Source organism: Thermoleptolyngbya sp. M55_K2018_002 (assembly GCF_015295965.1).
Classification (GTDB): Bacteria; Cyanobacteriota; Cyanobacteriia; order Elainellales; family Elainellaceae; genus Thermoleptolyngbya; species Thermoleptolyngbya sichuanensis.
The window spans coordinates 1-20,990 of record NZ_DVEA01000080.1 but is presented as its reverse complement, the minus strand read 5'-3'; the positions used below and the strand labels follow the sequence as shown (position 1 = coordinate 20,990).

Annotated in this window: 18 protein-coding genes; 9 read left to right on the top strand and 9 right to left on the bottom strand. The window is 53.9% G+C overall.

The genetic code is table 11. The features are described from left to right. Positions 1-408 precede the first annotated feature (408 nt). The 4 genes from rfbC (at position 409) to rfbB (ending at position 4,275) form a co-directional block, all read left to right on the top strand. Positions 409-954 carry a dTDP-4-dehydrorhamnose 3,5-epimerase gene (gene rfbC / locus IGS51_RS03985; protein ID WP_297076207.1) on the top strand — a complete coding sequence of 182 codons (546 nt, stop codon included), beginning with the start codon at positions 409-411 and terminating at the stop codon, positions 952-954. Beyond that, positions 951-1,880, top strand: a complete 930-nt coding sequence (gene rfbD / locus IGS51_RS03980; protein WP_297076204.1) for a dTDP-4-dehydrorhamnose reductase — start codon at positions 951-953, stop codon at positions 1,878-1,880. The genes rfbC and rfbD overlap by 4 nt, the downstream gene beginning before the upstream one ends. Before the next feature lie 103 nt (positions 1,881-1,983). Then, a complete protein-coding gene (locus tag IGS51_RS03975) occupies positions 1,984-3,057 on the top strand; it encodes a glucose-1-phosphate thymidylyltransferase (RefSeq protein WP_297076202.1) in 1,074 nt (357 codons plus the stop codon). Between the two features lie 120 nt (positions 3,058-3,177). Next, positions 3,178-4,275: a dTDP-glucose 4,6-dehydratase gene (gene rfbB, locus IGS51_RS03970; protein ID WP_297076198.1), complete on the top strand. Its 1,098-nt coding sequence runs from the start codon at positions 3,178-3,180 to the stop codon at positions 4,273-4,275. Positions 4,276-4,344: 69 nt separating this feature from the next. Here the strand turns inward: rfbB and rsgA are convergent, their stop codons facing one another. Together rsgA and IGS51_RS03960 are read right to left on the bottom strand one after the other, a co-directional pair. Further along, complete coding sequence (gene rsgA / locus IGS51_RS03965) at positions 4,345-5,421, bottom strand: ribosome small subunit-dependent GTPase A (protein WP_297076195.1); 1,077 nt, start codon at positions 5,419-5,421, stop codon at positions 4,345-4,347. A gap of 682 nt (positions 5,422-6,103) precedes the next feature. Next, a complete protein-coding gene (locus IGS51_RS03960; protein ID WP_297076192.1) occupies positions 6,104-6,433 on the bottom strand; it encodes a BON domain-containing protein in 330 nt (109 codons plus the stop codon). 432 nt (positions 6,434-6,865) lie between these two features. Here IGS51_RS03960 and psaC point away from each other — a divergent pair, with 432 nt between their 5' ends. Beyond that, positions 6,866-7,111 carry a photosystem I iron-sulfur center protein PsaC gene (gene psaC / locus IGS51_RS03955; protein ID WP_012307203.1) on the top strand — a complete coding sequence of 82 codons (246 nt, stop codon included), beginning with the start codon at positions 6,866-6,868 and terminating at the stop codon, positions 7,109-7,111. Positions 7,112-7,219: 108 nt separating this feature from the next. Here the strand turns inward: psaC and IGS51_RS03950 are convergent, their stop codons facing one another. Then, positions 7,220-7,396, bottom strand: a complete 177-nt coding sequence (locus IGS51_RS03950) for a hypothetical protein (protein WP_297076168.1) — start codon at positions 7,394-7,396, stop codon at positions 7,220-7,222. A 90-nt stretch (positions 7,397-7,486) separates the two neighbouring features. Here IGS51_RS03950 and glmS point away from each other — a divergent pair, with 90 nt between their 5' ends. Next, the gene (gene glmS / locus IGS51_RS03945) at positions 7,487-9,388 is read left to right on the top strand and encodes a glutamine--fructose-6-phosphate transaminase (isomerizing) (protein WP_297076166.1); all 1,902 of its coding nucleotides are present in this window, start codon (positions 7,487-7,489) and stop codon (positions 9,386-9,388) included. A gap of 101 nt (positions 9,389-9,489) precedes the next feature. On the opposite strand, the gene IGS51_RS03940 is transcribed toward glmS, so the two are convergent. From IGS51_RS03940 to mnmH, 3 genes are read right to left on the bottom strand one after another with little or no spacing between them, the layout of a single operon-like run. Beyond that, positions 9,490-10,539: an RsmB/NOP family class I SAM-dependent RNA methyltransferase gene (locus IGS51_RS03940; RefSeq protein ID WP_367279250.1), complete on the bottom strand. Its 1,050-nt coding sequence runs from the start codon at positions 10,537-10,539 to the stop codon at positions 9,490-9,492. Positions 10,540-10,591: 52 nt separating this feature from the next. Then, a complete protein-coding gene (locus IGS51_RS03935; protein WP_297076160.1) occupies positions 10,592-10,771 on the bottom strand; it encodes a hypothetical protein in 180 nt (59 codons plus the stop codon). Beyond that, positions 10,764-11,840, bottom strand: a complete 1,077-nt coding sequence (gene mnmH, locus IGS51_RS03930; RefSeq protein WP_297076159.1) for a tRNA 2-selenouridine(34) synthase MnmH — start codon at positions 11,838-11,840, stop codon at positions 10,764-10,766. The genes IGS51_RS03935 and mnmH overlap by 8 nt, the downstream gene beginning before the upstream one ends. A 164-nt stretch (positions 11,841-12,004) precedes the next feature. Between mnmH and IGS51_RS03925 the strand changes: the two genes are divergently transcribed. Next, a complete protein-coding gene (locus tag IGS51_RS03925) occupies positions 12,005-12,463 on the top strand; it encodes a hypothetical protein (protein ID WP_297076156.1) in 459 nt (152 codons plus the stop codon). Between the two features lie 489 nt (positions 12,464-12,952). Here IGS51_RS03925 and IGS51_RS03920 read toward each other — a convergent pair whose 3' ends face one another. After that, a complete protein-coding gene (locus IGS51_RS03920) occupies positions 12,953-14,035 on the bottom strand; it encodes a response regulator (RefSeq protein ID WP_297076153.1) in 1,083 nt (360 codons plus the stop codon). 1,368 nt (positions 14,036-15,403) lie between these two features. Here IGS51_RS03920 and IGS51_RS03915 point away from each other — a divergent pair. Both IGS51_RS03915 and IGS51_RS03910 read left to right on the top strand, forming a co-directional pair. Beyond that, a complete protein-coding gene (locus tag IGS51_RS03915) occupies positions 15,404-17,320 on the top strand; it encodes a response regulator (protein ID WP_297076150.1) in 1,917 nt (638 codons plus the stop codon). Positions 17,321-17,400: 80 nt separating this feature from the next. After that, a complete protein-coding gene (locus IGS51_RS03910; RefSeq protein WP_297076147.1) occupies positions 17,401-17,784 on the top strand; it encodes a response regulator in 384 nt (127 codons plus the stop codon). Positions 17,785-17,800: 16 nt separating this feature from the next. Here IGS51_RS03910 and IGS51_RS03905 read toward each other — a convergent pair whose 3' ends face one another. Both IGS51_RS03905 and IGS51_RS03900 read right to left on the bottom strand, forming a co-directional pair. Further along, positions 17,801-19,009, bottom strand: a complete 1,209-nt coding sequence (locus IGS51_RS03905) for a response regulator (protein WP_297076145.1) — start codon at positions 19,007-19,009, stop codon at positions 17,801-17,803. Positions 19,010-19,074: 65 nt separating this feature from the next. Beyond that, on the bottom strand, positions 19,075-20,946 hold the full coding sequence (locus tag IGS51_RS03900) for an ATP-binding protein (RefSeq protein WP_297076140.1): 1,872 nt from the start codon (positions 20,944-20,946) through the stop codon (positions 19,075-19,077). Positions 20,947-20,990 lie beyond the last annotated feature (44 nt).

Here is a 20,990-nt window from a genome sequence, read left to right as displayed (position 1 = left end):
CCCCGTCTGCGAGACCGCGCCATAGAGATTCAGTTATAAAAATACATCTGCCGCTACATGTAACGGATTGCGAAGCCGATCCCAGGTGCGCTAGCCGACATCTACCAAAGCTTCACCCGTTGCTAATTTTTTCTTAATCTTTTTCCAAACTCTGCTGACCGCGCCTTTTCCCGTACCTTTACTGAATCTAGATTGCATTCGTTAACAATTGAAACTCAGCGGGCACTCTAGGGCTGTGCTAAGGCTGCGCTAAGGCTGTGCTAAGGCTGCGCTGGCGTAATTCGCACATGACTCCGTGACATGAATAGGGATACATAAATTAAGGATGGCGGGGTGCGGGGTGCGGGCAAATGGATTGCGAGCGATCGCGCTGAGTGAATGCAACCGAGTGAAATGCGAGAGGCTTGAATGAACGTCGTTCCGACCGAAATTCCCGACGTGCTGATCCTGGAACCCAAGGTGTTTGGGGACAGTCGCGGCTTTTTTTTTGAGAGCTACAACGAGCAGGTTTTTCAAGACAAAACCGGGTTAAAGCTTCGGTTTGTGCAGGATAACTATTCCCGCTCTGCTAAAAACGTGCTGCGGGGAATGCATTACCAAATTCAGCAAACCCAGGGAAAGCTGGTGCGCGTTACCGTGGGTACAATCTTCGATGTGGCGCTCGATTTGCGAAAATCATCGCGCACCTTTGGCATGTGGGTGAGTTGCGAACTGAGCGCCGAAAATAAGCGGCAGCTTTGGGTTCCGCCGGGATTTGCCCACGGGTTTGTGGTGGTGTCGGAGGGTGCCGAAGTGCTGTATAAAACGACGGACTATTACGCGCCGCAGCACGAGCGCAGCATTTTGTGGAATGACCCCGATCTGGCGATCGCCTGGCCGCTGGAGGGCGAACCGATTCTCTCTGCCAAAGACCAAGCGGGTACGCCGTTTTGCGAGGCGGAGGTGTTTGCATGAGCCGGATTTTGATCACGGGCGCAACCGGGCAGGTGGGGCAAGAACTGGTGCGATCGCTCGCGCCCATCGGTGACGTGATTGCGTGCGATCGCACTCGCTTGAACCTTGCCGCGCCGGACACGCTCAAGCAAACGATCTGCGAACTCCGGCCGGACGTAATTGTGAATGCGGCTGCCTACACTGCGGTAGACAAAGCAGAACAGGAACCAGAACTGGCAAATACCATTAACGGCATGGCTCCAAAAATCCTGGCGGAATGCTGCAAGGAAACAGGTGCATCCCTCATTCACATTTCCACAGATTACGTATTTGACGGCACGAAGAATACACCCTATCTCGAAACCGATGCGCCCAATCCTGTTGGCGCGTATGCTAAATCGAAGCATTTGGGAGAGGTAGGGATTCAGGACGTGCTGGGCGATCGTCCCAATCAGTTCATGATTTTGCGAACGGCCTGGGTCTACGGCGTGTATGGCACAGGGAACTTTGTGAAGACCATGCTGCGCGTGGGCAGCAGCCGCGAAGAACTGCGCGTGGTCATGGATCAAATCGGCAGTCCCACTTGGGCGGCGGATCTGGCAGGGGCGATCGCAGGTTTCACTGTCCGCGCTCTGAATGCCTCTACGACCGCGCCCACAGCCCCCATCGGCGGCATCTACCACGTTACGAATACGGGCGTGATTAGCTGGTACGACTTTGCGGTTGCCATTTTTGAAGAAGCCGAAGCCCTGGGCTATCCGCTCACCGTGCAGCGCGTCGTCCCCATCACCACCGACGAATATCCCCTGCCCGCGCCCCGCCCTGCCTATTCCGTGCTGTCGGGCAAAAAGACCGCCGCCCTGCTCGGAGACTCTCTCCCCTACTGGCGGCAAAGCCTGCGGCGAATGCTGGCTGACCTGCAAGCCGCTGTGCCCGCTCATCCCTAGAACCCTGCGCCCCTCCCCAATCGTCCTCCAAAATCCAAGTCCAAAATCCAAAATCTAAAATCCAAAATCGCGACCGTTCTCATCCCCAACCTCTGGTGACCCCATGAAAGCCATCGTTCTCTCTGGCGGAAAAGGCACGCGCCTGCGTCCCCTAACCTACACTGGCGCAAAGCAACTGGTTCCCGTGGCAAACAAGCCGATTCTCTGGTACGGACTGGAGGCGATCGCCGCCTGCGGCATCACGGAAATCGGCATCATTATTAGCCCCGAAACGGGCGACGAGGTGAAGGCAAAAACGGGCGACGGCAGCCAGTTTGGTGCCCAGATTACCTACATCCTGCAAGACCAGCCTGCGGGTCTGGCCCATGCGGTCAAAATCGCCCAGCCATTTTTGGGCGACGCGCCGTTTGTCATGTACCTGGGCGACAACCTGGTAGAAGGCTGCCTGGACGGACTGGTGGATCAGTTTAAGACCAACACGCTGGACGCGCTGACGCTGCTGTGCGAAGTGCCAAATCCCACTGCCTTTGGCGTGGCCGAGGTGGATGAAACCGGGCGCATCCTGCGTTTGGTAGAAAAGCCCAAAGTGCCTCCGTCTAATCTGGCGCTAGTGGGGGTTTACCTGTTTTCGCCCAAGATTCACGAGGCGATCGCCCAGATCCAGCCCTCAGCCCGGGGCGAGTTGGAAATTACCGATGCCATCCAAAAGCTCATCGATTTGAATCACAAAGTCGAAGCCTTTCAACTCCGGGGCTGGTGGCTCGACACCGGGAAAAAAGACGACCTGCTAGAAGCCAATCGGCTGATTCTGGACAACTACTTGCAGTCCAGCATTCGCGGCAATGTGGATGAGCGCAGTCAAATTTCCGGTCGTGTGGAAATCGGCGAAGGGGCCAAGATTGTCAACTCTACCATTCGCGGGCCCGTGTCCATTGGCAGGCATTGCCACATCGAAAACTGTTTCATCGGGCCCTACAGCAGCATTGCCGATGGCGTGACGCTGATCGAGACCGATCTGGAACACAGCGTTGTCCTACAACAGGCAAAAATCGTGGGCATTCACCAGCGCATTGTGGATAGCGTCATTGGTCAGCGGGCGAACCTGCGCGTTGCGCCCCAGCGGCCCAAGGCCCTGCGGTTTATGATTGGCGACGATTGCCAGATCGACCTGGCATAGGGAATCGCGTAGTGTCTTGTTGAGGGAAGGGGTTCATCCCATCTCACCTCTGCTTACCTCAGGCATCCCAAAGCATCCCAAGATTAACCTCCCCAACCTAATTCATCTCTTACCCTTCCTATGACCTCCATCCTCCGCACCCCCCGCCGCATCTTAATCACTGGCGGCGCTGGCTTTATCGCGTCAAACTTGGTCTATCACTGGGCTGAGCAGTATCCGGGCGATCGCCTCGTTGTGTTGGACGCACTCACCTACGCAGGCAACCGCAAAACGCTGGAACCCCTAGAGGCGAATCCCAACTTCCGGTTTGTGCAGGGGAATATCTGCGATCGCCCCCTGATTGACGCACTGCTGCGGGAAGAGGCGATCGACACAGTGGCCCATCTGGCGGCAGAATCCCACGTCGATCGCTCGATTCTCGGCCCGGCTGCGTTTGTGCAAACCAACGTCGTCGGCACGTTCACGCTGCTGGAAGCGTTTCGGCAGCATTGGGACGGCATGGGACAGCCCGACCACTTCCGATTTCTTCACGTTTCCACCGACGAGGTGTATGGCAGCCTGAACCCTGAAGACCCCGCCTTCAGCGAAACCACGCCCTACGCGCCCAACAGCCCCTATTCCGCCTCCAAAGCAGGCAGCGACCACTTGGCACGAGCCTACTTCCACACCTACGGGATGCCGACGCTGATTACCAACTGCTCCAACAACTACGGCCCATTCCACTTCCCCGAAAAACTGATTCCGCTGATGTGCATCAACATCCTGATGGGGCGATCGCTGCCTGTGTATGGCGATGGGCAAAATGTGCGCGACTGGCTGTATGTGGGCGACCACTGCCGAGCGCTGGATACGGTGATCCACCAGGCCAAACCAGGCGAAACCTACAACATCGGCGGCAGCAATGAGGTAAAGAATATCGACTTGGTTCACAAGCTCTGTGACCTGATGGCGGAACTGGCCCCTATCCTGCCCGCCGATCCCAGGTCACTGATTACCTTCGTAAAAGACCGTCCGGGGCACGATCGCCGCTACGCTATCAACGCGACCAAAATCAAGACTGAACTGGGCTGGGAACCCGCCGAAACGCTGGAAACCGGACTCCGCAAAACGGTGCAGTGGTATCTGGACAATGCCGATTGGTGGCGGCCGCTGCTCTCGGCTGAGTATCAGGATTATTACCAGAAGGTATACGCAGCGCGGCTCGTGCAGGCGGGCTAGGTTGGCTTGGGCTATTAGCAAAGCGATTACCGACAGTGCTTTTCACGTTCACTTTTCACATTCGATAGACTATTGCCTCAGCTTGGGATGGTTTCGCAGTTGTTTGTGAATTTGCTTCCAGCGCTGTTTTTCAGCGAGTTGGGCCTGTTGATCTTGCCGCCGTTCTAGATAAGCTAGCTCGCCTTGTAGCTTTTGGTAGCTGGCCAGCCGCTTAGGAGCGAGGGTTCCGCTGGCGATCGCCCCCTGCACTGCACAGCCCGGCTCTTGCTCATGCCGACAGTTGCGAAAGCGGCACTGCGTCGCCAGCGCTTCGACATCTTCAAAGGTTTGGCTGAGGCTGTCTTCGGTGGCCCAGGGCTGCAATTCACGCATTCCTGGCGTATCTAGCAGGAGTGCGCCAGAAGGCAGCAGCCAGAGCGATCGCCCGGTGGTGGTGTGTCGTCCCCGGCTGTCGGCAGCTCGTACCGCCTGCGTCACCTGAGCAGCCTGAGTCAGCAACCCATTTGTGAGCGTAGATTTACCTACGCCAGAGGAGCCAAGGAGCGCCACCGTTTGTCCAGATTGCAGGTAGGGGCTGAGTGCATTGATGCCCTCGCCGTGCAGAGCGCTAATGGTTACGATCGGCACGCCAAACGCTACTTCCTCTAGCTCAGCCAGGCGATCGCCCAGATCAGGACATAGGTCTGCTTTGTTTAGCACGATCACGGGCCATGCGCCACTGTCCCACGTCAGCATCAGGTAGCGCTCCACTCGCCGCAGGTTAAAGTCGTGGTCTAGCCCGGTCATGAGAAACACGGTGTCTACATTCGCCGCGATCACCTGCTCCTCAGTTTTGCTACCAGCCGCCTTTCGCACAAACTCGCTCTGGCGAGGCAGCACGGCGTGAATAGTGGCGGGCGAGTCGGGGGAGGGCGCAATACTCACCCAATCGCCCACCGCCGGAAAGCTGCGCGGACTCGTTGCCAGATGGCGAAATTTGCCGGAGACTTCAGCCGAGTATTCTCCGGTTTCGCAATAAACTTGATAGCGGCCGCGATGCTCTTGAGCCACGCGAGCAGGGACGTATCCCACTGCTCGATACGGCGAAAAGTGGGGTGCAAGGCGATCGCTCCAGCCCAAAGCCAGAAGCGTAAATTGAGTCGTCATTGGATTTCTCTGTGGTTCTGAAGTTCTGAAAAGTTTGAAGCGATGCTTTGAAACATCAGAGGCTCACAGAGGACAAGTCCAATCGTTTGAAAATCCAATCGTTTGGAGTTTAAATTCCTCTAGAGCCGATATGAAAGTTGTGTAGCGCGATTCCATACTGACTCAGCCATAACATCCTCCTAGTTCGATCTCCTAGTTCGATCTCTTAGTTCGATTCTTGGTGCGGTCTTTTGCGCCGTTAGAAACAGGCTGCGACATCAGTGTAACACATCATACTACAAGGTGGCAACATAGAGTGGCAACCCAGAGTTGCACCACAGGTGCAAAACAGATTGTATGCAAGCAGGTCAACCCTAAAAGTAAGGATGCGCCGCATGATACGCAGCGCATCCTTACCTCAGCAGCATCCTTGCCAGAGACTTAAAACTCGTGCCCTCAGAGAGATGCTAACGCGAACTCCCAAGAAAACGGAGCAGGACTCTGGATGGAAAAGCCACCTCAAACCCTACCCCGACCCGGATATTGCGCTCTCGAAAGGAACGTCTGATTTAGGTATAGCAAGGTCTCCAGGTCGGAATTGTGTTGTGAGTCACGATCTGAGGGCGATCGCAGCGAATGCAGTCCTAAGGCAGTAAACCGCCTAATGCAATAAACAGGTTAATGCAATAAACAGACTGCCTGCCTAGCCAACTTTGACCTGGCTGGTGTCCACGTCTGTTGCACCATTCACGCCGCGAGCGATAGACACTGCACGGCTCAAGTAATCCTGGCTGGGCACTTCACCCTTCAGCACCACCTTGCTGCCCAACTGCGCTACCCACAGGCGCTCCAGATCGTCCAGTTGAGGATCTTCATCGAAGGCCAGCGCCACACGCTTTGCCAGACCGCTCTCATCAAACGCGCCATCCAGCCCAACCTTTTCAGGGGGGATGCCCGCCTGAGCCGGTGCAGGAGCAACGGAAGCGTTTGCAGGCTTTTTGCTGCCAGGGAATAGTCTACTTAGCCAACCCATAGTCTAGGCCTCTCAAAAATTTCAAAAGAGTTCAATTTCAAGTGAATTTATGGTTTCTGGGAATACCCCAGGTAGATTATGAAGTGAGTCCCCTGCTTTTGGGAGGGAAGCAAGGTTAATTTAATAATCCATGCCAGTGTCCATCAGGCTTTGCAATTTGAAGGGGGGTTCTTCAGTGTTCAAACAAGCTTGCTGAAACTGGAGAGTTTCTGATATACACGATTGATTTTGAAACTGAGATATTACGTTGTTTGAAGTTTTTCGAGGGTTTTCTGAATCTGGCAAAAGCGCTGCTGTAAACTAGTTTCGACTGCAAAAGGTTATGGTTCGGTCTGGTCAAGGGATTCAGCGTTTTGCGATCGCCCTGCCGCAGCCCGAACAGCATTACTCTGATATAACCCTGTCGCTAGATCGTTTGGAGCCTCTATATCCATGTCGCATTCAGTCAAAATTTACGACACCTGCATCGGCTGCACCCAGTGCGTCCGCGCCTGCCCGCTAGACGTTCTGGAAATGGTGCCCTGGGACGGGTGCAAAGCCGGACAAATTGCCTCCTCGCCTCGCACCGAAGATTGCGTCGGCTGCAAGCGCTGCGAAACGGCTTGCCCTACTGACTTCCTGAGCATTCGGGTCTATCTGGGTGCCGAAACCACCCGCAGCATGGGGCTGGCTTACTAGGTTCTAGTAGGTTCTATTTGATTCAACTGATTCCACTAGGGTCTATCTACTGGATTCGGGTTGATCGGATTTTGTCTAAGACTTGTTTAGGACTGGTCTAAGACCTGTCTAGAAGCGGATGGTGTCGGGGCCTTGTGTCCGCTCCATCCGTTCTTGGATACGCATAGCAACCACCAGCAGGAGGGCGATCGCCTTCCTGTTTTTTATTGCCGATGGCTCGTAGGACGGCTTGTAGGACAGCTCGTCGTGCGATCGCCGATCCAGCGATCGTGACCAAGGCTGCATTCCTGACGGCGCTTTCTCCTAAACTAGATGGAGCATTGCGAGCATGAGCAACCCTGAAACACGGTCAGACGAGCCAGGAGACCAGAAACCATGTGCGGAATTGTGGGCTATATCGGGACGCAGACAGCCAGCGGCATTCTTGTGGAAGGACTCCGCAAGCTGGAATATCGGGGTTATGACTCGGCAGGCATCGCCACCGTGTGGGAAGGGAAGTTGCATCGCGTGCGGGCAAAGGGGAAACTGTTTAACCTCCAGTCCAAGCTGGAGGGCGAAGAATTGCCAGGATTCGTCGGCATTGGGCACACCCGCTGGGCCACCCACGGCAAGCCCGAAGAACACAACGCCCATCCCCATTTCGACATGACGGGGCAAGTGGCGGTGGTGCAAAACGGCATCATTGAGAACTACCGCGAACTGCGCGAAGAACTGCGGCAGCGGGGCTATGAGTTTGTCACCGAAACCGATACCGAAGTCATTCCTAACCTTGTTGCCGAGTGCCTGCAAACCATGCGGCAGAATGGCGAGGTAGACAGCCTCTATTCTCCGCTGACGGAGGCCGTGCGGCGCGTGGTGCAGCGGCTAGAGGGAGCGTTTGCCATTGTGGTGCTGGCGGCAGATTATGCCGATGAGATTGTAGTGGCGCGGCAGCAGGCTCCGCTGGTGCTGGGGTTTGGGCAGGGCGAGTTTTTCTGCGCGTCGGATGTGCCTGCGATTTTGCCCTATACCCATGCCGTCGTGCCGCTGGAAAATGGCGAAATGGCAACCCTGTCGCCGCTGGGGGTAGAGGTGTATACCTTTGCGGGCGATCGCCTCAAAAAGCACCCCCATCGCCTGGCCAGCACCTCCCTCACCACCGAAAAGCAGGGCTTCAAACACTTCATGCTCAAGGAAATCTATGAGCAGCCCAGCGTCGTGCGAACCTGTTTGGAATCCTATGTCAACAGCGAATGGACGACTGCCAGCAGCACTAATCCGATTAACCTCGGCTTGCCGGACGATCTCTATACTGACCTGGAGCAGATCCACATCGTCGCCTGCGGCACCAGTTGGCACGCCAGCCTCGTCGGCAAGCACCTGCTTGAGCAACTGGCGCAGGTTCCCAGCCAGGTTCACTACGCCTCAGAATTTCGCTATGCCTTGCCGCCGCTAACTCCCAATACGCTGCTGATCGGCGTGACCCAATCTGGCGAAACGGCCGATACGCTCTCTGCCATCCACAGCGAAAAAGACCGTCGCGCCAGCCTGTCGGCCGCCTACCAGCCTCGCCTGCTGGGCATTACCAACCGTTTGCAAAGCACCCTCACGCGCCTGGTCGATAGCGTCATCGATACCCATGCCGGAATTGAGATTGGGGTCGCCGCCACAAAAACCTTCATCGCCCAACTGATGGCGTTCTATTGTTTGTCACTGGATCTGGCCTATCGCCGCCAGACGGTTTCCCCGACGCGACTGGAGGAACTGCTAAAACAACTCTGGCAACTGCCTGCCCAGCTAGAGGCGCTGCTGGAAACCCAGGAAAAGCGGATCGAGGAACTGGCCCATGAGTTTGTGGAAACGCAGGACTTTATCTTTTTGGGGCGCGGCATTAATTTCCCGATCGCCCTAGAGGGAGCGCTAAAGCTGAAGGAGATCAGCTACATCCATGCAGAGGGCTATCCGGCTGGCGAGATGAAGCACGGCCCGATCGCCCTGCTGGATGAAAAAGTGCCCGTGGTGGCGATCGCCATGCCTGGAACCGTTTACGAAAAAGTGCTGTCTAACGCGCAGGAAGCCAAGGCCCGCGATGCCCGACTGATCGGCGTGATGCCGCCCAGTGATCCGCACGCCGCCGAAGTGTTTAACGACCTGCTGCCTGTACCGGAAGTGGATGAACTGCTGTCGCCGCTGCTGACGGTAATTCCACTGCAATTTCTCGCCTATCACATTGCCGCCCGCCGGGGGCTGGACGTAGACCAACCGCGCAACTTGGCCAAGTCGGTGACCGTGGAATAGTCATAGAAATCGTCACGGCTCCGATCATCGCATGGCAGCGGAGCGGCATTTCGCGGCGACTTAACGGCGACTCAGCAGCGACTCCTGCGTCTGCGTTTGCGCTAACTCAGCGGCGAATGGTCAGGCCTGTCTCGAATCCAGACGGGGCGCGATATTGCTCCGCAACGCTGGCGCAATTGCCCCCAAAATTCCGCCCAACCCGCTTCCCCAATCTCCCGCACCGCGCCCGCCTCCTGGTTTTGCAGCAGCACCGTAAACGCGCCCGCCCCCAGCCCATCCTGGGGAAACATGCGGTAGCAGGGCAAGTCCGTCAGGGGCGACTGAAGCGCCGCCAGCGGGGGCACGGACACAGGCGCAAACTGGGGAAACCGTTCCAGAAACCAGTCCATCACGCCCTCGTTTTCGGCGGGGGAATAGGCGCAGGTCATATAGGCGAGATGCCCGCCAGGAGCCACCAGCCGCGCCGCGTTGGACAAAATCCGCTTTTGCCGATTGGCGTTTTTGTTGATGGAAATCGGATGGAAGCAGCCCGGTGCGGTTTCGCCCTTGGCCAGGAGCGATTGCCCCGTGCAGGGCGCATCCACGATGACCAGATCCGCCGCCTGGGGCATTGCTTCTGCTAGCACCTGCGAATCCAGGCTGACGGCGGCCACCCGCTGCGGCGCAGTATTCTCGGCGGGGGTAAAACATCGCCGCAGGTTCGACACTAGCGCCCCCATGCGCTTGCCGATGGTTTCGTTGCTCAGCAAGAGCGCGGGTTGCAGCGTTGTGCCCGCAAAGATGCCCTTGCCGCCAGGGGAAGCGCAGAGGTCGATGATGGTCTGGGGCGGCCTGCCCGCCTGTGCCTTCAGCAGCGCGATGGGGGAAATGGCAAACACCGACGAAAAATCCAGGCAGTAGAAATACCCCGCCTCGTGCCACGGATGAGCGCCCGGCCGCTCTCCCAGCGCCAGCCGATCGACGGGAGCGGGCTGCCAAGACACGGTGGGGGCGATCGCAAACGGCAAGGACTCCGGCCGCGGGCGACACCAGAGAATGCAGGGGTGAAACGGCTGCGGCTGCGTCAGCGCGGTGACAAAGCGCCCCTGCTCCAGCGGATCATCAAACAACTGGCGGCTGAGCTTGAGCAGAAGGTTTGAGGGCTTTTCCACGGTGTCGATTTTGGATTTCTGGGATTTTAGATTTTGAATTTTGGATTTTGGATTAGGCATTTTCAGGGCTTCTGGCCATTTTATTTGCAGTTTTATTTGCAGGGGAACTTACAAGAGAACCGACAACCTGGACAACGTGCCCACCACAATCCAAAATCCCCAATCCAACTTTTGAAACATCGGCCAGCCCTGACAGCGTGCCCACCAAAATCCAAAATCCAAAATCAACCATCGGGAGTCAGGGCGAGGTCGCAAAGGGCGGGCGGGTCATCCGAAACCGTGCCGGGGAGGGCGCGGACAAAGGACAGGAGGCGATCGCCACATTCGGCCGCAGACAGCCCTGCCACCTCAATGGGGTAGCGGGGGACGGAACGGCGCGTCAGGTCGTAGGTGTAGGTTTTGTCGTAGTAGGTGAGCAGCAGGTCGAAGGCTTCGGGGAGCCGCCGCGCTTGCAGGAGAGCGATCGCCTCCTGAGTTCGCAGCCCGCCCAAGCGCTTGCGGATGCGCTCGGTGGCGGCAACCAGATCGTCGGTAGAAAAGCCGCCATAGTCTCTGACCAAAATTTCTAGCCGCTCCGTCTGGGGACGCACCAACTCCAGCACTGCCGCCCGATCCATCTGGCGAAACAGCGGCTCCGGCACGCGGCAGAGTCCGATGCGCTTGCTTTCGGCTTCGATCCACACGGGCCGCGTCGGGTCAAACCCCGCCCAGCGCACAGCGATTTCGTTTTCAAACTGCTCATTGGTGGGCTGGGGCGGTTGGCCCAACATGCCGAAGCTGCTGCCCCGGTGGTGGGCGATCGCCTCCAAATCCAGCACTTGTTCGCCGCGTTCCGCCAGCGCGTGCAGCACGGCAGTCTTGCCTGTGCCCGTCATGCCGCCCAGAATCCAGATTGGCCGCGTCCATGCGGGAACCGTCAGCGCCCACCGCCGAAAGGTTTTGTAGCCACCCACCAGCGTTGTTACAGTCAGCCCCCCCATGCCCAGCACCCAGGCCACAGCTTCGCTCCGCATTCCGCCGCGCCAGCAGTGCAGCCGCACCCGGCCATTTCCAGCGAGCGATCGCGCCTGGGCGATAAACCCGGCAAACTTTGGCCCTGCCAGAGCAAAGCCCAGTTCCACAGCGGCATCCCGCCCCCGCTGTTTGTAGCAGGTTCCCACCTGCGCCCGCTCGTCGTCGGTAAACAGTGGAAAGCTGATTGCGCCGGGAATGTGTCCCTGGGCAAACTCGGCCGGGCTGCGGACATCGAGCAGCACTCCGGGCGCAGCTAGAAAATCGGATAGAGCAAGCGCTTGGGTCATGAATAGAGCTAAAAGGGAGCCAGAAGGAACCTAAAGAGGGCACAAAAAGAGTCGCAAAATCCAGAGAATACCTGGCATTTTGTCCAGATGCCTGCCATACTTCCAAACCGAATCGGAAGTGGTATCATGCCGAAGTTCTTAAGCAATTTTATCGGAGCTTTTATATGTCGTTTTCTCCTGAGGAAGGTGCGGCGATTCTCAAGGCGGTGACCATGAGCGGCATGGCGGTGGCGATCGCCGACATGGGCATTGTCTCTACGGCGATCGAAGCGGCGGCTCTGGCAAAGGAAGTCGTGGGTGCAGCCGCCAAGTACCCGACGAACTCGATCATCCAGGGGGTGTTTACTGAAGAAGCTCTGAAGACCTTCAAGCCTGAAACGCCTAAGGACGTAACGCCCGACAATGCGGTAGACATGGCGATCGCCGCGGTAAACGACGCTCTGACGATACTGGAATCCAAAGCCACCCCTGCCGAAATCGCTGAGTACAAACAGTTTATCTACAGCGCCGCAACCCATGTGGCCGAGGCCGCTGGCAGCGGTCTGTTTGGCTCTGGCGCAAACAAGATCAGCCCTGAGGAAGCCGCAACGCTAGCCAAGCTCAAGACGGCGCTAGCTATCTAAGCTGGCGGTTGATATCGGTTCTTGGTCTTGGATTTGCGATTTTGGATTTGCGATTTTGGGGTGCTAATTGGACTGCTAATCTGTACAAGACTTACAGCAGCTTCACTCAGAGCGCCATCGAGAAGAGTTGAGACTAGATTAGCTTAGTTGAATGCGCGTGAATGCGCGAGATGGCTAACCTCTCCAATTTCAAATCAGCCCTAAGCCATGCGCTCTTGTTTTCATTGAACGGTGCGTGGCTTTTTTAGAGGCTGTTTGAAAAGTCCTACTGTTTGTGGCAAAGCGTGCAAGATCCCCCTAAATCCCCCTTAAAAAGGGGGACTTTAAGGCGGTTTCCCCCTTTTTAAGGGGGGCTAGGGGGATCTCTGAGTGCTTAGCATTACAAACGATACCTTTTCAAACACCCTCTTAATTTGTCAGTTCAGAAAACCAAATCGGTCAACCAAAATCGCCAAGCCAAAATCGCCAATCTAAAATCCAAAATCAATATCAGACGGGCAACGTAAAGTAAAAGACCGAACCAACTCCGGGCTGAGATTCGACCCAAATTCGCCCGCGATGCAGTTCTACAATTTTTCGACAAATAGCCAGCCCTAGCCCCGTTCCGGGATAGTTTTCAGCAGTGTGCAGTCGTTGAAAAATTTCAAAAATCGACTTTAGATGGGACGCTTCAATGCCAATGCCGTTGTCGTGTATTGCAAATAGCCAGTCTGTTTCACACTGGGTTGCAGTGACCAAAACCTGGGGCGATCGCCCTTCTGGCACAAACTTAATGGCATTCCCAATCAAATTTTGGAAAACCTGGACAAGCTGCACCTGGTTTGCCTGAACGACTGGAAGATTCTCATAGGTAATGCTGGCATTTTTTTCAGCAATGCTCGTTTCCAGGTTTTCCAGAACGATGTCTAAAATCACTGTACAGTCAGTCGTATCTAGCTCATGTTCCTGATGCCCCAACTGGGCATAGCTCAGCAAGCCCTGAATCAACTGCTGCGATCGCCTGCCAGATTCCAAAATTCCCGCCAGATGCTCGACGGACGCTCTATCCAGATGAGTTTCATGCTTCATCATCAGCAGTTTGGCAAAGCCCATCATCGTTTGTAGGGGTTGCTGCAAATCGTGAGAAACCGCATAGGCAAACTGCTCTAGCTCCCGGTTGGAATGCAGCAACTCCTCATTGCGCTGAATAAGCTGATGCTGGAGTTTTTGTAGGCGCATCTGCGTTTCAACGCGGGCTATCACCTCTGCTTCTTGAAAAGGTTTTGTGATGTAGTCTACACCGCCCGCATCAAACGCTTTCACCTTATCCATGACATCACTCAGTGCGCTAATAAAAATCACTGGGATACGGCTGGTTCTTGGATTATCTTTTAGAATCTGGCAAACGGCGTAGCCATCCATTTCTGGCATTCGCACATCCAGCAAAATGATGCTAGGCAGGCTGGCTTGAATAGAGGCGATCGCACTTTGTCCACTCAGCGCCTTGCGGACTTTGTATCCTTGTTTTGTCAGGATTGCCGACAGCACCCGCAGGTTATCCGGCATATCATCGATAATTAAAATATCACCCATTGTTGACAGAGAATCTGTAGAGACGTTGGCTGGGCTATCGACCTTGGATCTGCCCGACCAATCAGCATGTTTATCTATAGATTCACGTCTCATTTCTAAAATTTTCAACACTTTTTAGTACGTCAATTTCGGAACACTTTGTATTGCTGATGCATCGCAGCGGAGCTAGTATAAAGCAGTCTTTGATTGATGATCTGCTCTATCAGGGGCGATCGCTCCCTCAGCCGATTTCATCTCCCGTCCATTATCTAAGCATTCTGCTGAGATTCAGGGTTCAGGTCGAGCAGTTTGGTGGGTGTATTCCACTTTTGCAACCCTCACCCTAATCCCTCTCCCAAAGCGGGAGAGGGACTTCCAATCCGGCTCTCCTTCTCTCAACAAGGGAGAAGGGGCTGGGGGATGAGGGCAAACTTGCAGAACTGGGATGCGCCCAGTTTGGTGGAGCGCTCTTTAGCTTCAGGACTTTCATAATGAAAAAGGCAATTACGATAGAGACAGATCAATCCAATCAATCGAATCAATCCAGTCAATCCAACAAAATAGCCCTAGTGAGCTAAGTATATCCAGTTCTTAAAATTTGCTGCCTCCCTGCTTTGGGCAACCCCTTAACGGATTTTAGAAATTTGATCTGGGCCAGCCCAATAGGTTGCCTCTGGTTAGAACAGCTTGCTTCTCTTGCTTCTATGCATTGCCGCTGTTGGAAGACTTGAAAAACAGAGAAAGCAGGGTTAAAAGTCAGCATCAGGACGCTTAATTTCTGCTTTAAAAGATAAACCTTTACAGCCTTAAACTTGCGACATTGAGTAACGAGTTCAAACCCCTGGAACCTGGCAGAAGCGTTTAAAGTTCTGCCGTAAATTCTGCCGTAAATATAGTGTTTGGCGTGCATAAAAAGAGATTTCAGCAGGAATTGAGCGCTTAGAATTTCATGATTTAGAAAAAAGTGACAATTTGCCAGTAATTCTCCTGTTTTGGGGAGTGACTGGGTTTAGAGTACCCATTCTGTGCGAAATTTAGCAGGTCAGAAGTAAGGCTTTTGGTGGGTTGAACCGATGTCTGTCCCAGCAGTTTGCGGGAATTTACGGAAATTCACTGGCAAAAGGTTCAGACCCAGACGCATTACTAGAACTCACTTCAACAAAAAGCTTCTTCAGAGATTAATTGCGCGTTTTCAGGATTAAAGCTTTGATTAACTTGGTGCTGGGTACTCCTACTTAGGGAATTCTGGGTGAATCCAGGACAAGTCTCACTACATATTAAGTATTTATGCTTAAAATATGCCCGTTTTTAGCATTTGCTTAGGATTCTTTGTCCAATTGGGCGAGCAAGGCGGGGAGCAAACTTCCAAGACTACGACAACTCAGACTTATGCGGCTCCTGCTGGTAGAAGATGACGAACTCTTTGTCCATGCGCTGTCAACCTATTTGGTGGCGCAGCGCTACGCAGTGGATGTAGCGACTGATGGAGAGTCGGGCTGGAGCTACATCCAGGCAACCACTTACGATCTGGTGGTGCTGGATGTCAACTTACCAAAGCTCAACGGGTTTCAGCTTTGCCAGCGGATTCGGCAGGCGGGCTATCATCAGCCGATTTTGCTGCTGACGGCCAAGGATGACAGCGCGGACAAGGTGACTGGGCTAGATGCAGGAGCAGATGATTACGTCGTGAAGCCCTGCACTGTTGAGGAACTCTCTGCCCGTATCCGGGCGCTGTTGCGCCGACAGCAACTTCCTGCTGCGCCTGTGCTGGAGTGGAGCGGGCTGCGGCTAGATCCTGACGCTTGCAATGTGACCTATGGGGGGCGAGAGGTGTTGCTGACCTCTAAGGAATACAGCCTGCTGGAACTATTTTTGCGCTATCCCCAGCGTGTGTTTAGCAGTAGCAGCATTTTGGAGCGACTGTGGGCGTTTGAAGAATCGCCCGGCGAAGAGGCTGTGAGAGCGCTGATGAAGCGGCTGCGCCAAAAGTTGCGGGCAGCGGGCACTCCAGACCTGATCGAAACGCTGTATGGCCAGGGCTATCGCCTGAAACCTCTGGAAGAAGATTCAGCGGGCGATCGCCCTGCTCTAGCTTCTGCATCCGACCTCGATCCTGCTCCTACCCCTGCGCCTGATTCCAACTCTAATCGCCGCGATCCCCGTGAAGCTGCCCTGGAAGCCTGGGAACAGTTTCGAGAACCAATGCTGGAGCAACTGACTTATCTCGATCAGGCTGTAGCAATGCTCCAGCGTGAATCTTTGTCTCCGGCGAGACGCGATCTGGCTGAGCAAGCTGCTCATAAATTGGCGGGGGCGCTGGGTATGTTTGGGTTTCCGCAGGGTTCTCGTCTGGCGCGAGCCATCGAACAACACCTACAGGCAACGGATGCGCCGATCGCAGCGGCTCCCCTCTCGTCGCTGGTTGCCCAGCTACAGGAGGAATTGTCGTCTCCGCCTCAGTTGTCTGGTTTTTTAGCGGGGCTTTCTCCATCTGCATTGTCTGATAGCCAATCGCCTCTGGCGCTGCTGATCATGCATGAAACAAAAGCCTTTGTTGCCCAAGTGCAGACGGAGGGTGCGTCGTGCGACATCGAGGCAGAGGGGGTGACTTCTGTCGCGGCGGCCAGGGCGGCGATCGCCCGTCGGGTGCCCGATGCAGTGCTGCTCAGCCTCACCCTTGTCAACGCCCTGCCTGGAGGCTTAGCGCTATTGCAAGACCTGACGGCTCAGTTTCCGACCCTGCCAATTCTGGTGATTGCCAATAGCGATAATCTGGGCGATCGTCTGGAGTTGCTTTGTCGCAGCCGCTGCCAGTTTGTGCCCAAAGACGTTCCGTTGGGAACTCTATTAATGACCGTGCGCGATGTGGTGGAGTCTCATCAACTGGCAGGAATGCGAATATTGGTGGTGGATGATGACCCAATGGTACTGACGGCCCTGCGGCAAATGCTCTCGCCCTGGCAGGTTCACCTGTTTACCCTGGAAGACTCTAGCCAGTTTTGGGAAACCCTAAGCGCGATCGCGCCGGACTTACTAATTTTGGATGTTGAGATGCCGCAGATGAATGGAGTACAGATCTGCCAGATTGTGCGGAGCGATCATACCTGGAATCGTTTGCCCATCATCTTCCTGACCGGGCATCAGGACATGGCAACCGTGCAACAGCTTTTAAGCGTCGGTGCAGATGATTGCCTCACCAAGCCCTTTAGCGAATCTGAACTACTCTTTCGTCTATGCAATCGCTTGAGCCGGACGCGCCTTTCCCCAAATCAGTTGCGACTGCGCCTGAGCCATAAATCAGCGTAAACTCCCAAATGGGACGTTGAGATAGGACGTTGAGATAGGACGTTGAAAACAACACAGCATTTTTTTGCCTGGTGATGTTTATGGCACCTCGACAGGTATTACTCATTGATGATGAAGCAGCAATTCGCACGATTGCAAAAGCCAGCCTGCAATTTACACGAGACTGGAATGTGCTGACGGCAGCCTCTGGCGAAGAAGGGATGGCGATCGCCCAATCCCATCAGCCAGACGCAATTTTACTGGATGTTAAAATGCCAAAAGTTGACGGACTCGCCACGCTCAAAGCCCTCAAGGAAAATACCGCCACTCAGCAAATTCCGGTGATCCTTCTTACAGCTACCGTCAAAGTGGTGGCTCAACAGCAGTACGCCCAACTCGGCGCAAAGGCGGTCATTATCAAGCCCTTCGATCCGGCAACTTTGGCCAGCCAAATTGAGGTCGCCCTCAACTGGAATGCACCCTAAATTGGAAAAACTGAGTTTACACGGGAATCTCAATTACCCACTCAGTGCCCTGACCCGGCTGAGAACGGCAGTACAGTTGTCCGCCATGCTTTTCGACCACAATTTGATGGCTGATAGAAAGCCCCAATCCCGTTCCTTTACCCGATGGTTTGGTTGTAAAAAACGGATCAAATAACCGCTGCTGCACCTCTGCCTCTATTCCCTTGCCGTTATCGGCAATGCTGATCTGCACCTGCTGATTGGGCAAGACCTGGGTCTGAATCCGAATCATCGGAGAATGCTGAATTGCTGGGGTCTGCTGAGATGCCGTTTTGGGGACAGATTGCAGCTTTTCCTCCAGTGCATCAATGGCATTACTCAGCAAATTCATAAACACCTGATTTAGCTGCCCGCCATAGCAATTGACTAGCGGCAGATTCCCATAATCCTTTGTAATTTGAATTTTGGAATTGGGGGCGATCGCCTTTAATCGATGCTGCAATATAGCAAGCGTACTGTCGATTCCTTCATGCAAATCAACAGGTTTCTTCTCAACCTCATTCACTCGCACAAAGATTCTCAAAGAAGACATAATATCTCGGATTCGCTCAATCCCTAGCCGCATAGAGCTAAGCATCTTAGGCAAATCCTGATAGAGATAATCCAAATCAATTACGTCCTGATGAGACAGAATGACTTCTGGCAGATCAGGAAACTGCTGCTGGTACAGGCTGAGATGATCAAACAAATGCTTAACATAGTCTTCTGCATAGTGCAGATTGCCCGAAATGAACCCGACCGGATTGTTCACCTCATGCGCCACATGAGCCACAAGCTGTCCCAGGCTCGATACCTTTTGTAACTGCACATTTTGCTCGTGCAATTGTGCGGTCAGCTTTTTCAAGCGTAGATGCAAGTTAATCCGCATCAGCATCTCTTCATACTGAATTGGCTTTGTCAGGTAATCAACAGCACCCAAGCTAAATCCTTTGACCTTATTGTTCGTATCTGACAACGCAGTCATGAAGATCACGGGGATGTCTTTTGTCTTCTCTCCCAGCTTCAAGCGACGACAGGTTTCAAACCCATCAATACCAGGCATCATCACATCCAGCAAAATCAAATCCGGCGAGGCATACTCAGCCTTTTTAAGAGCGCTCTCCCCGCTTTGGGCAATCAGCACCCGAAAGCCCAAATCGCTCAAAAAATCAGATAAAACACCCAGGTTTGCTGGCGTATCGTCCACGATTAGAAGGGTGTCAGACCCCTCGGTCTCTTGTGTCGAAGGGACACTCAAACTCTCTTTTTCCATTAGTTCACGGTCTGATATTGTTGAATGAACGAAAGAATTTTCTCTTCTTCAAATTGCTGAGCTAAATGCTGCAAATGTCTGGAAAAAGGTACAAGATCAGCACTAATTTTCTCCAACCTAGAAACTTGAGACTGAATCCCCTTCAAGTCCCCTTGCATCGCCAAATCTAGCAACAGTTCTAGCTCGCCCTGTGGTGGCGGAACGATGAGTTCCTCGGATGCCTCAGACTTAGATGAAAACAAAGACTCGGACAGAGTTTTTTCTGACGAATGCTCGTATGTCCACTCCAATTTCAGAAGCGCTTGCAGTCGCTCTAGAAGCTCATGCTCACGAATCGGCTTGGGCAGAAAAGCATCACATCCGACCCCCAAACTTTGCTGCTGATCGTTCTCAAACACACTGGCTGAGGTTGCAATAATAGGCGTATCTTTGAAATCGGGTCTTTGGCGGATCTGACGGGTCAGTTCAAAGCCATCCATCACGGGCATTGCCAAATCCGTCATGATCAGATCAGGCTTAAAGCCCTGGATCTTTTCTAGAGCCTCCTGTCCATTTTGGGCTTCGACAACCTCAAATCCGATAGGCGACAATAGACCAATCAAGATGTAGCGATTTTCCAGCCGATCATCTACAACAAGAACCCGCTTACGCTCTCCGGAGTAGCCCCGAATCAACGCTTGGTTGGGTTTGCGAATCTCAATCGCTTCCGAAGACTCCTGTAAATCCAAATCAAACCAAAATGTGCTGCCCTCTCCCAACTTGCTCTCGACTCGCATCTGGCTTCCCATCAGCGCCAGCCAACTCTGGCTAATAGTCAAACCCAGCCCGGTTCCCTCAGTTCGTTGCTGGAGGCTACCGGTTTGCTGAAACGGCAAAAAGATCGCGTCTAGCTGATCGGGCGCAATACCTACACCTGTGTCTTTAACCTCAAAGCGAACCTTATCAGCCTGGGGATGAATCCTAAGCGTCACCCCACCAGTTTCTGTAAACTTAATCGCGTTGCTGAGCAAGTTGATCAGCACCTGGCGCAGACGTTTTTCGTCTGCCCAAACCAGGGTAGGCAGGGACTCAGAAGATTCGCAAGCAAACGAGATCCCTTTCTGATCGGCACGCACCCGACAGATTTCACTCACGCCTTCTATAAAAGAAGCGAGCGGGAAACTGCTGGGATTTAGCTCCATCTTCCGCGCCTCGATCTTTGCCAAATCAAGCACGTCATTGATCAGCGTTAGCAGATGCTCTCCGCAGTGCTGAATGACATTCAATCCCTGTTTTTGGGTCTCGGTTATCACTCGATCTTTTTTAAGGATCTGAACATATCCCAAAATGCCATTCAGAGGCGTTCTAAGTTCATGGCTCATGTTTGCCAGGAACTCGCTTTTGGCACGATTTGCCTCTCTTGCCTTTTCTTCTGCAACCCGTAGCTCCTGCTCGATGCGCTTGCGTTCAAGAATCTCATCTGAAAGCGCCAGATTAGCAGCTTCTAGCTGGGCTGGGCTGGGCAGTGCAAGAGCCTTTGGGATGAGCGGCACCAGCCCAATTGCAGTGTAGACCGAGATTAGTGCTGTGATCGCCTTGAGGATTCCGGCTGCCCAATAATTGGGGTTCCAGAGCGTCCAAATCTCCATGAGATGTCCAGTTCCACAGGCAATAATGAAGGCTCCAAACAGCAAGAAAATCCAGTCAAAGGGCAAATCTTTTCGTCGAGAGACAAAGTAAATTAACAAAATTGGGATTGAATAGTAGGAAAGGGCGATCGCCCCATCAGCCAGAACATGCAGCCAGACAAGTTCAGGCTTCCAAAGATAACAATGCCCGTGGGGAATAAATCCATTCGTACTGCCTAAAACGCCGCCTAAGGCAAATAACATAAGCTCATTCAAACTTTAAGAATTACACAGTGTGAGTCAAAGTG

What these genes read in the sequence shown, in the direction of transcription:
- IGS51_RS03975 (WP_297076202.1), top strand. Translation starts at nt 1,984, where the DNA reads ATGAAAGCCATCGTTCTCTCTGGCGGAAAAGGCACGCGCCTGCGTCCC.
- IGS51_RS03910 (WP_297076147.1), top strand. Translation starts at nt 17,401, where the DNA reads ATGGCACCTCGACAGGTATTACTCATTGATGATGAAGCAGCAATTCGC.
- IGS51_RS03925 (WP_297076156.1), top strand. Translation starts at nt 12,005, where the DNA reads ATGTCGTTTTCTCCTGAGGAAGGTGCGGCGATTCTCAAGGCGGTGACC.
- psaC (WP_012307203.1), top strand. Translation starts at nt 6,866, where the DNA reads ATGTCGCATTCAGTCAAAATTTACGACACCTGCATCGGCTGCACCCAG.
- rfbC (WP_297076207.1), top strand. Translation starts at nt 409, where the DNA reads ATGAACGTCGTTCCGACCGAAATTCCCGACGTGCTGATCCTGGAACCC.
- glmS (WP_297076166.1), top strand. Translation starts at nt 7,487, where the DNA reads ATGTGCGGAATTGTGGGCTATATCGGGACGCAGACAGCCAGCGGCATT.
- IGS51_RS03935 (WP_297076160.1), bottom strand. Translation starts at nt 10,771, where the DNA reads ATGGTTGATTTTGGATTTTGGATTTTGGTGGGCACGCTGTCAGGGCTG.
- IGS51_RS03960 (WP_297076192.1), bottom strand. Translation starts at nt 6,433, where the DNA reads ATGGGTTGGCTAAGTAGACTATTCCCTGGCAGCAAAAAGCCTGCAAAC.
- IGS51_RS03920 (WP_297076153.1), bottom strand. Translation starts at nt 14,035, where the DNA reads ATGGGTGATATTTTAATTATCGATGATATGCCGGATAACCTGCGGGTG.
- IGS51_RS03915 (WP_297076150.1), top strand. Translation starts at nt 15,404, where the DNA reads ATGCGGCTCCTGCTGGTAGAAGATGACGAACTCTTTGTCCATGCGCTG.
- IGS51_RS03900 (WP_297076140.1), bottom strand. Translation starts at nt 20,946, where the DNA reads ATGTTATTTGCCTTAGGCGGCGTTTTAGGCAGTACGAATGGATTTATT.
- rfbD (WP_297076204.1), top strand. Translation starts at nt 951, where the DNA reads ATGAGCCGGATTTTGATCACGGGCGCAACCGGGCAGGTGGGGCAAGAA.
- IGS51_RS03950 (WP_297076168.1), bottom strand. Translation starts at nt 7,396, where the DNA reads ATGCAGCCTTGGTCACGATCGCTGGATCGGCGATCGCACGACGAGCTG.
- rfbB (WP_297076198.1), top strand. Translation starts at nt 3,178, where the DNA reads ATGACCTCCATCCTCCGCACCCCCCGCCGCATCTTAATCACTGGCGGC.
- mnmH (WP_297076159.1), bottom strand. Translation starts at nt 11,840, where the DNA reads ATGACCCAAGCGCTTGCTCTATCCGATTTTCTAGCTGCGCCCGGAGTG.
- rsgA (WP_297076195.1), bottom strand. Translation starts at nt 5,421, where the DNA reads ATGACGACTCAATTTACGCTTCTGGCTTTGGGCTGGAGCGATCGCCTT.